The sequence below is a fragment of the Acinetobacter seifertii genome (genome assembly GCF_000368065.1).
GTDB lineage: Bacteria > Pseudomonadota > Gammaproteobacteria > Pseudomonadales > Moraxellaceae > Acinetobacter > Acinetobacter seifertii.
Map to the genome: position 1 here is coordinate 420,965 of NZ_KB851200.1, position 15,385 is coordinate 436,349.

9 protein-coding genes, 2 pseudogenes and 1 other annotated feature are annotated in these 15,385 nt (G+C 41.2%); all 11 genes and pseudogenes read left to right on the forward strand.

All coding sequences use genetic code 11. The features are described from left to right. Positions 1-6 precede the first annotated feature (6 nt). A pseudogene (locus F985_RS09400) lies at positions 7-1,449 on the forward strand (tape measure protein); the annotation flags it as partial. 58 nt (positions 1,450-1,507) lie between these two features. After that, positions 1,508-2,727 (forward strand): IS3 family transposase gene (locus F985_RS09410; protein WP_085945696.1). Its coding sequence is split into 2 segments (ribosomal slippage): positions 1,508-1,784 and positions 1,784-2,727, totalling 1,221 coding nucleotides; the frame shifts between segments, so codons are not numbered across the junction. After that, positions 1,783-1,899, forward strand: a sequence feature (AL1L pseudoknot). It overlaps the preceding gene by 117 nt. Positions 2,728-3,259: 532 nt before the next feature. Continuing rightward, positions 3,260-5,380, forward strand: a pseudogene (locus F985_RS09415) (transglycosylase SLT domain-containing protein); the annotation flags it as partial. 207 nt (positions 5,381-5,587) lie between these two features. Further along, complete coding sequence (locus F985_RS25890; protein WP_004700330.1) at positions 5,588-5,746, forward strand: hypothetical protein; 159 nt, start codon at positions 5,588-5,590, stop codon at positions 5,744-5,746. Between the two features lie 146 nt (positions 5,747-5,892). Then, on the forward strand, positions 5,893-6,237 hold the full coding sequence (locus F985_RS09420; RefSeq protein WP_004700334.1) for a phage tail protein: 345 nt from the start codon (positions 5,893-5,895) through the stop codon (positions 6,235-6,237). A gap of 53 nt (positions 6,238-6,290) precedes the next feature. Further along, a complete protein-coding gene (locus F985_RS09425; protein ID WP_004700337.1) occupies positions 6,291-7,460 on the forward strand; it encodes a phage tail fiber protein in 1,170 nt (389 codons plus the stop codon). After that, complete coding sequence (locus F985_RS09430) at positions 7,447-8,253, forward strand: phage minor tail protein L (RefSeq protein ID WP_004700340.1); 807 nt, start codon at positions 7,447-7,449, stop codon at positions 8,251-8,253. Before F985_RS09425 ends, F985_RS09430 begins: the two co-directional genes overlap by 14 nt. A gap of 6 nt (positions 8,254-8,259) precedes the next feature. Further along, positions 8,260-9,015, forward strand: a complete 756-nt coding sequence (locus tag F985_RS09435; protein WP_004700342.1) for a C40 family peptidase — start codon at positions 8,260-8,262, stop codon at positions 9,013-9,015. Continuing rightward, positions 8,999-9,667: a tail assembly protein gene (locus F985_RS09440; RefSeq protein ID WP_004700344.1), complete on the forward strand. Its 669-nt coding sequence runs from the start codon at positions 8,999-9,001 to the stop codon at positions 9,665-9,667. Before F985_RS09435 ends, F985_RS09440 begins: the two co-directional genes overlap by 17 nt. Positions 9,668-9,723: 56 nt before the next feature. After that, the gene (gene gpJ, locus F985_RS0104270) at positions 9,724-14,814 is read left to right on the forward strand and encodes a TipJ family phage tail tip protein (RefSeq protein ID WP_004700345.1); all 5,091 of its coding nucleotides are present in this window, start codon (positions 9,724-9,726) and stop codon (positions 14,812-14,814) included. Further along, positions 14,811-15,350: a DUF4376 domain-containing protein gene (locus F985_RS09445; protein ID WP_004700348.1), complete on the forward strand. Its 540-nt coding sequence runs from the start codon at positions 14,811-14,813 to the stop codon at positions 15,348-15,350. The genes gpJ and F985_RS09445 overlap by 4 nt, the downstream gene beginning before the upstream one ends. Positions 15,351-15,385: the final 35 nt, after the last annotated feature.

Consider the following 15,385-nt stretch of genomic DNA (forward strand, 5'->3'; position numbering starts at 1 on the left):
GTAAAGATGGCACAAGAATCCCGTTTGGTCATTGTTATTGATTCAAAAAATGCTGAACGTAATGCGCGTAATTTAGGCAATGAGTTGGATAGCATTGAGCGCAAAGGCGACTTTGCAAGTAAATCAATGGATAGTTTGTCTGTGGCAACGCGCCAACTTGCTGGCTACATGGCTGGATTGGTTACTGTAAGTGCTGCCATTAATAATATGGACACTTATACGGGCCTTCAGAACCGTCTTAAGTTAGTGACTAACAACCAAGTTGAGCTAAATAAGGCTACTGAGGACACTTTCCGAATTGCTCAAAAGACATATTCAGCTTGGGATTCTGTATTGCAGGTGTATCAACGTTTTAGTGATAATGCAAAAACACTTAATCTCACAATGGATGACACTGCTCGTTTAACTGAAACAGTGTCTAAAGCTGTTGCTATCAGTGGGGCGAGTGCATCAGCAGCTGATGCTGCTTTAGTTCAGTTTGGACAAGCATTAGCAAGTGGAACCTTGCGTGGTGAAGAACTTAACTCTGTAATGGAGCAAACCCCTGCATTAGCAAAAGCAATTGCTCAGGGTATGGGAATCACCGTAGGCGAATTGCGTTCTGTTGCTGCTGAAGGGAAAATCACTTCACTAGAGATCGTTAAAGCACTTAAAAATGTTCAGAATGATGTTGATGCTTTATTCGCTAAAACAGATATCACTATCGGGCAGTCTCTAACTCTACTTAATAATCAAGTCACAAAGTTTGTTGGCGAAGCAGGGAAAGGATCGGGAGCAGCACAAACATTAGCTGGTGGTATTCAGTTACTTGGCAATAATTTAAATGTCATTATTGATGGTGCAATAATTGTAGGTATTGGTCTAATTACTAAAGCTATTTTAACTAAAACAATTGCCATTCAAGCTAGTATCGTTGCTTCTGCTCAACAACGAGCAGCCAATTTTGCAGAGGCTGAGTCTCAAGTGCAGTTACTCGGTATAGAAGCAATGCGAGCAAGACAGTCAGCAGCACTAGCTATTACTGAGTTAGGTTTAGCTCGAGCTGAATATAACGGTGCATTGACTGCTAATCAACGTGCATTGGCTATACAAAGATTAACTGCGGCAGAAATTGCACATAATATAGCTACAAAAGAAGCAACGATTGCAACTACAGCCTATTCGGTAGCTCAATCTCGATTAACAACTGTAGCTACTTTGGGAAGTAGAGCTTTGGGTCTGGTTGGTGGACCGATAGGTGCAATTACACTTGGGATCACAGCTTTAGCTGCGGGTTATATGTATTTCCAAGACAAGGCCGCAAAAGCAAATCAAAAGCTTGAGGAACAGGCAAGAGTTGCTGAAAGAACAGATGAGGCTCTAAAAAAACTATCTGGTAATGATAAAACAAAAGCTGTTAATGACTTATCTACTGCGTTCAAGGCTCAAAATGAAGCATTGGAGAAATCCTCTTTTACTGAACCGTACCGGGTTTGTCGGAGACCACTTTTCTTGAGAGAATGTCCCGATGAAAAAAGTAAAATACACCCCTGAAATCAGAGATAGAGCGGTTCAATTATTGATTGAATCCGAAAAAGATTATCCTTCTACTTGGGCTGCAATCACAGCAATTGCTCCCAAGATTGGCTGTACTCCTGAAACACTACGTTCCTGGCATCAGAAGCATTTGAATCAACAGAATCCAATTAAAGTACAGCAGCTTTCAGACCAAGAACGCATTAAACAACTTGAACGCGAAAATAAAGAACTGCAGCGAGCCAATGAAATTCTACGTAAAGCAGCTGCTTTTTTCGCCCAGGCGGAGCTCGACCGCCCACACAAATAATGGTGGATTTCATTCATAACCATAAAGACCTATACGGTGTTGAGGCGATTTGTAGAATTCTACCAATCGCAACTTCAACCTATTATCGAACTTTAGATCTTGCGGACAATCCAGAACATCGAGCGAAAAGAGATCTACATGACCTGCATCATGCTGAACAAATTAAACGAATTTGGCAGGAAAGTTCAGGTCGGTATGGTGTACGTAAAGTCTGGCAAAAACTGAAACGGGAAGGTTATATTGTTGCGCGCTGTACAGTTGCTCGATTGATGCAACAGCTAGGAATACAAGGTGTTTGGCGTGGTAAGAACAAACAAACGACACGTAGCAGAGATGATCAAAAACGAGCAGCCGACTTGGTGAAACGGAATTTTAGTGCTGATCATCCAGATCAGCTGTGGGTCGCAGACTTCACATATATTCAAACCCATTCAGGCTGGGTGTATACCGCCTTTATGATTGATGTTTTCTCACGGGCAATTGTTGGCTGGAAAGTATCAACACGGATGAATACAGACATGGTCCTTGATGCACTGGAACAAGCGTTACATGCTCGCGGTATGCCAAAGAATGTAATTCATCATTCCGACAGAGGCGTGCAATACCTTTCTATTCGTTACACCCATCGTTTGGAAGCAGCAAATTTACGAGCATCAGTCGGTACAACTGGTGATTCATACGATAATGCTTTGGCTGAAACGGTGAATGGCTTATACAAAACAGAGGTGATTGAATATTTAAAAGCAGATTGGCAAGGTTTAGCAGATGTACAACTTGCGACACTAAACTGGGTAGATTGGTTCAATAAAAAGCGTGTACACAGTGCACTGGGTTATGTATCGCCTTTTGAGTTTGAAGCAATGTACTATGATAAGATTAACCCGTTAGGTCAGGTGGCCTAACTTAAATAAAAAAGTCTCCGACAAACCCGGTACGGTTCATACTGTTAATGCAGCACTAATTGATATTGAAAATTATGCTCGCGGAAATGTGGAAGTTGAAAAAATATCTCAAGCTGCTCGCACAGGAACAATTAGTTATTCAGAAGCTATCGAGCGTTTAAATAAAATTAAGTTGCCTACCGACCTTTATGAGAATCTTAAAACGCAAGCCGCACAATATGATGAAAATTCATCTAAGGCGAGTTTGTCGGCAGAAAAACTGAAATTATTCGGAGTTGAAGTAAGTCTTGCAGGCAATAAGGCACAAAATGCTGCTGTACAAGTAAAAGGAAATACAGACGAATTGCATGGTAATGCTAGTGCAGCAGATAGAGCAGCCAAAGCGCAGAAAGGTTATTTCGATAGTCTTCGTACTGAAGTACTTAAATCGAATGAAGAGCTGGCTTTATTAAATCAAGGGTACAGCGAAGAAGCTGTTCAAAAGATTCTTGAGTTACAAAAAGCTAAGCAAGCGGTAGCGCCTCCTGGCACAACTGCAATTGTCACTAAAGAGGAAATGGATTTAGCTGCTCAAGCAGTTAAAACTTTAGACCTACTTAAAGATAAAAAGGATGCGCTAACTGCTGCTGAACGGAAACATACAAGTGAACTTGAGAAACAACAAAAAATTCTACAAGTGAATGAAAAAGTCCGAACTTTATCTAGCAAATATAATATTCCTGCAAAGGCTACAGCTGCGGGAATCCCACAAGGCCTGATTGAAGGCATGATTATGCAAGAAAGCAGAGGGGATACGTATCGAAAAGGTAAATTATTGACATCTTCTGTCGGGGCGCAAGGTTTGGCGCAATTTATGCCTGCGACGGCAAAACGATATGGTGTTGATGTTAAAAGTGAAGAATCTAGTATCAATGGAATGATTCGGTATGTATCTGATTTGCTGAAAACATTCAATGGAAACGTTGATAAAGCTGTAATGGCTTACAATGCAGGCCCAGGTAATGTAAAAAGCGGAAAGGCAGATGGATTTAATGAAACTAAAAACTACCGTTCAAATGTAAAGTCGTATGCAGCTGGATTTAATGGCTACAAGGCAGGTGACATCTCAGCAAAGGACTTTGATAAGCGTCTTGATGATGATACTAAACTAGCTGAAGAACAAGCCAAGTTGCGTCTACAGCTTGAAAATGATGTAGCAAATCAAGTAACCAAAATTCGAAATGATTTAGCAAAAAAACTTGAAGAAGTTGATAAAGCCAATTTTAGTCCAGAGCGTAAAGAGCAAATCAAGGCTCAGTTACAGTCGCGTGCTGAAAATGATATTGCTATTGCTGAGCAAGCTACTAAAACGAAGCTAGACTCATATCGTGATTATTTGAAAACAGAAGAGCAACTTTTGACAGAAAGTTTCGCTAAGCGTCAGTTTGAAGCAGCTCATGATTTAGAATTCACGAAAGAACAAAGAAAGGAGGCAGTTGATCTACTTGCAAAACAATTGCAGCAAGAATTGGGCCTAATTCAATTAGCTAGAGAGCAACGTTTATTTCAGGCCAGACAGTTCTTGTATTCAGAAGTTGATGCTATTAAGGAAAGGTATCGTATTGAACGGGAACAGATTGCATTAACTACTAAAGATGAGGAAGAGCGACGGGAACGTCTGTCTTTATCTAAGGCGCAAGAACGTCTAGAGATTCTAGATAAGGCTTTTCAATCTAGTAAAAATTGGGATCAGACTAAAGCTGATATGACGGGTAATAGTCAACAATACCAGCTAAACCAATCACGTACTGATCGGAGGGCTCAATCTTTAAATTTAGCAAATACTCAAGTAGCTGCACTCGATATTCAAGCTAAAGATCCAAATGCAGATATGGTGGCTCTGAATGCACAACGTGAACAAATCATGAAAGAACACTTTGAGCGATTAAAGATGATTGAATCAACTTATCAGAACGATTCATTGAATCTACAGTTATCACAAGCTCAAGCGGTGACTGGTGCATTTACAGGAATGTTTGGTGCAATTCTAGGAGAATCATCAACGGCTTATAAAACTTTATTTGCAACTCAAAAGGCCTTTGCTTTGGCTCAAGCTGGTATGAATGTTTGGAAAGCTGCATCTGATGCATATGCAAATGCCCAAGGTACCGTTTGGAACAAATTGGCTGAGGCTGCAATAGCAACTGCTAAATCAAGTAGTTTTATTACATTAATCCAAGCTGCAACGCCGCAAGGTTTTGCGGATGGTGGCTATACAGGAAATGGGCTTAAACATACTCCAGCTGGAGTAGTACATAAAGGTGAGGTTGTTTGGTCGCAAGAAGATATCAAACGCTGGGGTGGTGTAAGTGTTGTTGAAAGCATGCGTCAAAGCAAACCAAGTGGTTATGCGAACGGAGGTTTTGTTTCTAACAATACATCCGATGTTATGGCAACTCGACGGGAGGCACGTCAGTTTGATGCTATTAATTCAAATCAAACTCAAAGCAGTTCGGGTGATATTCCGATCAATGTTTATGTCACGGTTAATTCTGATGGTTCAAGTAAAATCAATACTCAAAATGATTCTAAGCAGCTCGGTCAAATGCTTGGAAATGCTATAAGGACAGTAATCCGTCAAGAGCAGCGACAAGGCGGTTTATTATCAAAGTAACCCACTCGAATGAGTGGGTTTTTCATTTTGTGTTTTAGCCCATTCGCCCAGGATATCCAAGGGGGAAATTTAAGAGCGAGAAAAACAGAACAATATAATAGGGGCTTTTTTAGCACCTTTTATATTTTTACGTACAAAAAACCCTCGATGGCAGTCGAGGGTTTTTTGTTTTCCAGCACTCGCCTAAGCAAATAGGAAAAAGTATCTATGCATGAAATTATAGCAATAGTTCTGCAAAAAGTAGAGGTAATTATGAAAGAACATGGTTTCTGGAAAGTAACAGGATCTATTTTGATAGGAATTTTAATCTGGCAGTTTTCAAACATACTTAATGCTACCGCAAAGTTGATTGAGGTTTTTCAATGAACGAAAAATACACTTTATGGGATGTATTTAAATCATCACTCATGATCTCCATCCCAATATTCTTGTGGAAATTACCTGAAATCATTGCTGCAATTAAAGCTTAAAAGCCGACCCAAAATGAGGTCGGTTTTTTATGGAATCAATTTATGAGCGACCTTAAATTCACATTTGAATGTGACTTAGACGGAAATAGTAATACCCAACGTTTTAATACTTTGTCTTCTAAGTTCGGTGACGGTTATGAACAAAACATCGCCATAGGTATCAATAACCGATCTGGTGAATGGACATATCAAAGAACGGCTTATAAAGCTGAAATTATGCAAATCAAAGCATTCTTCGATCAGCACAAGGGAGCAGACTCATTTCTTTGGGATTCTCCTTTAGACGGTGAAGTTCGGGTAAAAACTAGCCCAGAATATCAACCTCGCCAAATTGGCGGTGACACTTGGCAAATTTCCACAACGTTCACCCAAGTTTTTTACCCTTAACAACTAACTATTTCATAGCCCCTTAATAGGGGCTTTTTTATGCGAGTAAGTAAATGACGATTCAAACAGTAAATCTTGGTTCGGCACCGACTGGCGCAGGCGGCGACACATTTCGCTCTACTGGCGCAAAAATTAATGAAAACTTTACGAACAACACTCATGCAGCAAGTCGTTATGTAGGTACTGCTGCTGGGAATGTCATGGAAGTTGGAGCGTTTGGTTTGGGTGGTTATATGACGAAAATACCAATGCCAAACGACACAGATGTGATGGGTTCGGGTTTCTATTATTATGATGTTGGTACAGCAGGTTCAAGTACGTGGCAGCAAGTCGAGACGAATGTCTTTGTATTGCGTTCATCATTTTCAAATTTACCACGCGGCTTTGAGATCGGTGTTCTACCGTACACAAACAAGTTTTATCTAAGAAGTAATGAGGTCGGAGGTGCAGCTTGGAGGGTTCCGGTTTTAATTAGACACTCGGGGAATACAACTATTGATGCAAACGGCTTTATTAAAGCTGCTTCACCGATCGTAAAACTATTTGCAGAAAAAATTGAACTTAATGATGAGGCTGCTGAGCAGAACATTACTTTTGAAAAAGTAGGGATTGGTCATTATTTGGTTAAAGGCAGTTCAGGCTTTGCTAAAGAAGGCTGGTGGATTGAAATTCCTACCGACACTCATGGCAATAAAATCTGTGCGGTAGAATATCAAACGCTTGAAAATGGCGATCTTGAAATTAAAACATATAAGAAAAGAATGAATGAAGAGGGTGACATTGTTGCCAATCTTGATGCGCCAATTGATATTCCAAACAATGCAAATGGTGAGCCGCGCTGGATTGATATCCGTTTAAACAGCATTAAGAAGACAATTGTTAGGAAAATTCCACGCACTGAAAAACAACCACGCATGATTCAGCAAGTAAAGTATGCGCCACAGCTGACTTACATCACTAAATATGAAGACTTATTTGATGATGAAGGGAAAGCGGTCATTGTGGATGGTAAGAACTATCAGAAACCTGTCACTCATATTCAAACTGATCAATACGGTACACCTATTTTGTCAAATCAACCCGTCATTAATGAGAAGGGGGAGCCAGTTATTGAATGGGTTCAAGCTGTTGACGGCGAGGGTAATCCTATTTTTGATGATGTGCCAGTCTTTGATAAAGATGGAAATCAGATTTATGACGAGGTAACCCATGAGTCTGAATAGTGATTTTCAGAAGCTATATGTGGATGGATTGATCCATTTGTATGAACTAGATGCCAACAACTTAGGTGCTGGCATTTTACGTTTCCACGGGCATATCGCTTTTCATGATTGGGAGAAAATTTACTCATCCATAGGATCTGAAGGATTAATCGGTGCTGATTCTGGAAGCATAGGTAAGGTCTTTGACACAGGTAATCAGAAAGTATGGAACCGAAATATTATCTGGCAAGGTCAAGTTTTTGAGCCGATGGCCATGGAAGTGTCTGGGCTTGAAATGCGTTCAGATGGTAAAGCTTCAGCGCCTACTTTGAGCATGGCGAACAACATTAACGGCATCCAGAATGCTGTTTCTGCTTACTGTTTGCAGTTTAAAGACTTTGCTGGGGCTAAGCTTAAAGTCATTACAACACTTGCCAAATATATTGACGCTGAGAACTTTACAGAAGGTAATCCAACTGCTTCAAATGAAGCTAAAGAACAAATCTGGTATATCGAACAGAAAACCTCTGAAAACTCTCAGGTGGTGACTTTTGAGCTTTCTAATCCTATAGATTTTGAAGGTTTGAAAATCCCAGTTCGACAAATCACCTCACTATGTCACTGGTGCATGGTCGGGAAGTATCGTGGCGAAGAATGTGGATACACAGGTGTAGCAATGTTCACCGATAAAGATGAGCTAACAGATAATCCTGCACTTGATCGATGCGGTGGGCATTTACGTTCTTGCCGCTTGCGATTTGGTGAAAATAAACCATTGCCATTTGGTGGGTTCCCAGCTTCAAGCTTATTGTGAGGTTTTATGAAACTTACAGCAAAACTTAAAAAAGCAATCATGGCCCATGCTGATGCATGTTACCCGCATGAATGCTGTGGGGTGATTGTCGAAAAGCAATATATTCCTTGTCGCAATATCGCTGAACAATCTGATCAGTTTGAAATTCATCCCGAAGACTTGGCAAGTGCTGAAGATCAAGGCGAAATCTTAGCTTATGTACACTCTCATCCAGATGGAACAACAAGAGCTTCAGAACTTGATCTGACTCAAATGGAATTACATCAAAAGCAGTGGGTCATTTGTTCATATCCGGATCTTGATTTTCAAGTCTACGAGCCTTGTGGGTATCGCGCTCCCTTAGTGGGGCGTAATTATATTCATTATTATCAGGATTGTTATGCATTGGTTCGTGACTTTTATGACCGTGAGCTAGGTATTAAATTGCCAGACTTTGAACGGAAAGATGGTTGGTGGGAAGACAAAAATCATCCGTCAATATTGATTGATAACTTTCCGAAAGCCAGATTTTATGAAGTTGATACACCGCAATATGGAGATATGTTGATTTGCCGAGTACCTCGAACTGAACATCCAAATCATTGCATCATTTGGCTGGGAGATAATGCAAATTTAAAGTCTGAAGAATCTGAACCTTGTATTGGCAATACATTAATTTTGCATCAGCTTCACGGCCGTAAATCTATTCGTGAAATCTACGGACAGCAATGGTCAACAAGAACGGTAAAAATCTTGAGGCATAAAGATGTTAAAAACAATTAGGTTGTACGGCATCTTGGGGCAAAAATTTGGTCGTGAATTTAAGCTCGATGTCGCAAATACGCGTGAAGCAATGCGTGCATTATCCGTCCAGATCGCTGGCTTTGAGCATTTTATGTTACATGCACATGAACAGGGTCTACGCTTTGCCGTGTTTTTAAAAAGTAAGAACTCAAGTAATAAGCGGGGAAAGAAACGACCTGCGATTTATGACCACGAAACCAAGCGGCTGATTACTGGCGATAACATTGGTGAAGAACAGCTTGATATGAATACTGAAGCTGAAATTATTCATGTTGTTCCACGGATAATTGGTGCAGGTGGAGATAGTGGAATTCTGCAGACAGTATTAGGCGCTGTTTTAATCGTCGTAGGCGTTTTGGTGACGGTAGGTACATTGGGCGGCGGAGCCCCACTAGGAGCTGCTCTGATTGGCTCTGGTATTGGGATGATGCTCGGGGGAGTTGCCATGATGTTAATGCCTAAAATCGAAACTACTCAAGATCAAAACCAAGATGGAAACAGAGCGAATAAAGGCTTTGGCGGAGCCGTAACAACGGTTGCTCAAGGTAATCCTGTGCCGCTTTTATATGGGCAACGTGAGATTGGTGGATTTATTGTGAGTGCTGGTCAATATCCAGAAGATCAGATGTAAATTTTAATTATTTAACAGGCGCTTTCTAGCGCCTTTTTTATTGCGTGAGATTTCTTATGAATGCAGTAGTAGGCGCAAAAAAGGGAAGTAAAAAACAACGGCAACCCGTAATTTCTCCAGATTCTGCACAGTCGAAAACATATATTAAAGTCCTTTATGGATTAGCTGAAGGAGAAATTGAGGGGCTAGCAAATGGCCTCCAGTCAATTTATTTAGAAGAAACTCCACTTCAAAATGCAGACGGAAGTTTTAACTTTGAAAATGTAAAAGTTGATTTTCGAAGAGGAACTAATGATCAGGAATACATTGAGGGCTTTCCAGCAGTTGAAAGTGAAACCGCCATCGATGTGGAGTTGAAGTCCGAAACGCCATGGGTCCGCGCTTTTAGTAATCTTGATCTTGATGCGGTTCGCTTACGCTTGAAATGGGGGCCATTACGAAGCCAAGATGCCACAAATGGTGATGTATCAGGCGTAACAATTGAATATGCAATTGATTTACAGACTGACGGGGGGATCTGGACTGAAGTACTAAAAACCAAAATTTCAGATAAAACATCTGCTAATTACGAACGAGCACACCGCATTAATTTGCCTCGAGCTGATTCTGGATGGCTTGTTCGTGTGCGCCGTCTTACTCCTAATTCTACTTCTGAATTTATCAGCGACAAGATGTATATTTCCGCTGTAACCGAAGTTATTGATGCGAAATTAAGTTACCCCAATACAGCATTATTGGGCCTTCAATATGATGCTGAAACTTTTGGAAACGTTGCCAAAATTGCAGCAGATACAAAGGGAAGAATTCTAAAAGTTCCTACAAACTATAACCCTAGTACACGCCAGTATGTGGGTATATGGGACGGTACTTTCAAAGAGGCATATTCTAATAACCCGGCATGGATCTATTACGATATATGCACTACTGACCGTTATGCTTTGGGCGACCGCTTAACCCCGCTAATGGTTGATAAGTGGTCTTTATATCGTTTAGCGCAATATTGTGATGAGCTTGTTCCAGATGGCTTGGGTGGTCAGGAACCACGCTTTACTTGTAATGTTTATCTTCAGAGTGCTGAAAGCGCTTTTGAGATTTTAACAAAGCTAGCAGGTGTATTTCGTGCGATAACATTCTGGGATGGGATGAGCATTATTTGTGATGCGGATATTCCCCAAGATACTTATTTCACATATACGCGTGCCAATGTTATTGAAGGTAATTTTGAGTACGCGGGAACCCGTGCTCGAGATAGACATAATGTCGTTAAAGTAGCGTGGGATAACCCGGCTAATCACTACAAAACGGAATATGAGTTTGTTCGTGATGAAAAGGCGATTGCCGAAGCTGGCCAAGTTCGTATCTTAGAAATTGATGCTTGGGGATGTACTTCACGTGGACAAGCGCAGCGAGCGGGCTGGTGGGCATTAAAGTCTGAACAGTTAGAAACACGAACTGTTAGTTTTAAAGTTGGTCTTGATGGACATATTCCTCTACCTGGCAAAGTGGTTGAAATTGCGGATCCTCTGTTCGCTGGTCGAGCAAACGGTGGACGTGTTTCTAAAATCTCTGCTGATCGTAAAAGCATTACTCTTGACCGTGATGATGTTGTGGCAATTGCTGGCGACAGACTCATTATTAACGGTGAGGATGGTAAAGCTCAAACTCGTATTGTTCAATCTATTTCGGGTCGAGTGGTAACTGTTACTCATGAATTTGATGCTATTGCCACTCAAAATGTATGGGTTATAGATGCCCAAGATTTAGCAACAATGAAGTTTCGAGTGATCTCGATTACTCAAGACGAAAGTCATCAATTTTCAGTGACTGCACTTCAATATAACCCAGCTAAGTTTGATGCGATTGACAAGGGTGCTTATTTTGATGATGTTCCGATTTCGATTGTGAACCCAACAATTCAGGATCCTGTAACTGATGTCGTAATTACTAGTGAAAGCCGTATTGATCAGGGTATCAATGTGGCGACAATGATTGTGTCCTGGTCACAGACTAAAGGAGCAGTAAAGTATCAGGTTGAGTGGCGTAAAGATGATGGTAGTTGGATTAAGCTACCAATTACTGGCAACAACTCAGTCGAAGTACCAGGCATTTATGCAGGGCAGTATCAAGCACGTGTAACTGCGATTTCAGCATTTGAGATCGCTTCTTTACCTGTTTATTCAACTTTGACTGAACTCTCTGGAAAGCAAGGCTTGCCGCCGAAACCCGCTTTTATTCAAGCTACAGGAATTTTATTCGGTATAAAACTTGATTGGGGCTTTCCATCTTCAGGTGCGCTTGATACTGCTTATACTGAAATTCGTCTATCGCCAGATGGTACCAGCAATATTTCTCAATTGGGCTTATTCGCTTATCCGACGACTACACATACAGTTCAAGGTTTGCAGCCAAACCTAACTCAATTTTATCAAGCTCGTTTAATTGACCGGATCGGAAATGTTGGACCTTGGTCGGACTGGACTCATGCGACAACTTCTGCCGATGCTACAGATGTTCTGGAGCTCTTGAATGATCAAATCAGTGAAACTCAACTTAGTCAGGATTTAAAAACTAAGATTGATCAAATTGAGACTATTGATGTTCAGATTCCTGAGATTAAGCAGGACATCAAGAATACCAAAGACCAAATTTCGCAAGAAGTTAAAGACCGTCAAAGCTCTGTTCAACAAGCGATAGATCAAGCAAATGACAATCTTAATTTAGAGCGTGAAGCACGAATTAAAGATATTGATTCTGCAAATCAGTTAATTGCACAAGAAGTTCAGAACCGAATCAATGCTGATTTTTCAGAACAAAAAGCACGTGAAGCTGCAATTCTTGAAGAAGCAAAATTGCGTGATACAGCAATTACCTCTGAAAAAGAAGAGCGTATTAGCGGTGATGAACATCTCTCTCAGAGAATTGAAGCGGTTAGTGCTAGTTCTTCTGATAATGCAGCTGCAATTCAGCGTGAGGAAACAGCTAGAACTGACGCTGATAGTGCATTAGGTCGAAGAATTGATACTGTAGTTGCACAAGCTGGTGATAATACAGCAGCAATTCAGCAAGAGGCAAAAGCTCGTGCTGAAGGTGACTCTGCAAATGCAGAATTAATTGAAACAGTGAGAGCTGAGTCGGTTGAAAATGATATTCAAACCCGTGCATTAGTTACTGATGAAAGTAAAGCACGGATTGAGGGTGATAGAGCACTAGCTGAACGTGTAACAGGTGTAGAAGTTGTTACTAAGCCCGCTTTGATTGGTTCTGAATCTGATTTGATTGGCAATGATGCTGGTTATGCGGGTGTCTGGTCAATTTTATCTGCTGTACAAGAAGGAGATTTATTACAAGCAAAACGTACAGATCAAGTAATTGTTTCTATAAATCAAAATGCTGCAAGCATAAATTCAGAGCAAATTGCGCGTATTGAGGGCGACAAAGTTATTGCTAAAGCTCTAACTGATTACAGTGCAAGTAATGATCAGGCTCTTGCGAATGTTCGACAAAGTGCTGAATCAGCCGTGTCTAAGTCTGAAAGTAATGCTCAGGCTTTAACTGCACTCGACAGTCGTGTGAATATAGCTGCAACAGATGCAAGTGAAGCAAAGCAGAATGCAGCAAGTGCGATAAGCAAAGCCGAAATAGCCGCATCACAAGCTGATTCAGCGGCATCGATTGCACAACAAGCACATGCAGAAGCATCTGCAGCAAGTTCAACTGCAAGTAATGCAGTTAATACGGCAAATGGTGCAGCAGCTAATGCGAATGAAGCGAAAACGAATGCAGCAACCGCATTATCTCAATCGAGTGCAGCAGCTTCTCAATCAGCTGCCAATGCAGAGCAGATCCAGTCTATTAAAGTCGATTTGGGGGGCAAGGCAAGCACTGGTGCACTGGAGCAAGTCAAATCTGATGTGAGAGACGTTGATAATAAGATCACTGCTCAAACAACTCGTATTGACGGTGTTTACGCTCAACTCAACCCGCCTTTGATTGGTTCAGAATCTGAATTGGTAGGTAATGAGGGAGGTTATGCAGGCGTATGGTCGGAGCAATCTGCACGTATTGAAGGCGATTTGGCTCAATCTAAACGTACAGATCAAGTTGTTGCAACGATTAAAGAAAACGATGCTTTATACAAGCAACAAATCAAAGCGAATGCTGATGCTGTTTCTGCAAACGTGCAAGCAACAACAACCTTGCAAACAACCGTAGGTCAAAACACCGCATCAATTCAGGAGGTGAGCGAATCAGTAAACGGCTTGTATGCGCAAAAGTACATCAAGCTTGACGTAAACGGCAAAGTTGCAGGATGGGGCGGTGCTAACGATGGCAAAGAATCTGATTTTATTCTGAACTTTGATTCATTTGCGATTGGTTCAGGTGATAGCACTGGTTATTACCCATTCATTTTCCGCAATACGCCTTACACCGACCCAAACACAGGCACGGTATTTCCGGTAGGGGCTTATCTCAAAACCGCATTTATGGATTATGCATCTATTGATACGTCCCATATTAAAGACTTGGCTGTGAAATCTGCGCAGATTGATAATTTGGCGGTGACTAGTGGGAAGATTGATGATTTGGCGGTGACTACGCTAAAAATTCAAAATGAAGCAGTTACAGTGCCAATTGGAGTCTCAAACCCAAATATTGTACGGACCACTGGGGAATTTTTCCCGCAATACTTTGATTTCACTGCTCAATTGACCGAGTGGGAAGCAAAGTTTAGCCCGCTTGCGACGATAACGCTAAATAGACAAGGAGGGCAATGCAGATTTGATGCTTCTTGTAATGTAGCAGCATCTGCATATTTGACTGCTTATGCTCAAGACAACGGCAATCTTAGTGAAAATGACAGATTGATGCTCAGATTAGTGCTTTCTGTATACAAAGGGTCTGTTCTGGTGGGGCGAGCGGAAGTGCCGCCGACACAAGTGCTTGGTCAATCTGGATTCTATTTTGAAGGAGCTTTAAACGCTCTTGCGATAATAGACACTGATAACACAATTGGTACTACGACTTACACTCTTAAGCTTGGATTTGCAAATAGAGGGAGTAGAGCAATAAGAGTTGTATTGAATCACCCGTCAGGTGTATTCGGTGTGAATAACATTCGTTTTGTTGCGCTGGAGCTGAAAAAATGACAGCAATTATTTCAAAAAATGGTGAAATTCTTCAGATGATTTATGCAAATGAAGAAACAGTTGTTTTAAACACCCCGAAAGATGGGGTTGCGGTTGATGACCCGCCAAGCTCAAATATGTTTTATCAGGGTGGGTGGGTAGAGATGCCTGCTCAGCCATCCCCGTACCACATATTTAACTATGACATAAAGCAATGGGTCGACCCCCGCTCACTCGACGAAATTAAAACCCAGAAATGGGCCGAGATTAAAGTCATGCGAGATCAACTTGAGTTTGGTGGTTTTGAGTTTGAGGGCAATATTTATGACTCAGATCAAGTGTCACAAGGTCGTATCATGGGTGCGGCTGCTGCAGGTGTAGATCAAATTTGGACTTTGGCTGATAACACAACAATTGATTTAAGCGCATCACAGTTGCAGCAACTCTATGCCGCATTGCAAGCGCATATTGCAAACGCTCATGAACGTGGGCGTATTGCACGACAGAAAATTGAAGCTGCTTTGACATATGAAGAAATTGAAGCAGTAAATTTTTAATTTAGAAATTTCTTAGATAGCACCCAACCGGGTGC

What these genes read in the sequence shown, in the direction of transcription:
- F985_RS09445 (WP_004700348.1), top strand. Translation starts at nt 14,811, where the DNA reads ATGACAGCAATTATTTCAAAAAATGGTGAAATTCTTCAGATGATTTAT.
- F985_RS09420 (WP_004700334.1), top strand. Translation starts at nt 5,893, where the DNA reads ATGAGCGACCTTAAATTCACATTTGAATGTGACTTAGACGGAAATAGT.
- F985_RS09435 (WP_004700342.1), top strand. Translation starts at nt 8,260, where the DNA reads ATGAAACTTACAGCAAAACTTAAAAAAGCAATCATGGCCCATGCTGAT.
- F985_RS09430 (WP_004700340.1), top strand. Translation starts at nt 7,447, where the DNA reads ATGAGTCTGAATAGTGATTTTCAGAAGCTATATGTGGATGGATTGATC.
- F985_RS09440 (WP_004700344.1), top strand. Translation starts at nt 8,999, where the DNA reads ATGTTAAAAACAATTAGGTTGTACGGCATCTTGGGGCAAAAATTTGGT.
- F985_RS25890 (WP_004700330.1), top strand. Translation starts at nt 5,588, where the DNA reads ATGCATGAAATTATAGCAATAGTTCTGCAAAAAGTAGAGGTAATTATG.
- gpJ (WP_004700345.1), top strand. Translation starts at nt 9,724, where the DNA reads ATGAATGCAGTAGTAGGCGCAAAAAAGGGAAGTAAAAAACAACGGCAA.
- F985_RS09425 (WP_004700337.1), top strand. Translation starts at nt 6,291, where the DNA reads ATGACGATTCAAACAGTAAATCTTGGTTCGGCACCGACTGGCGCAGGC.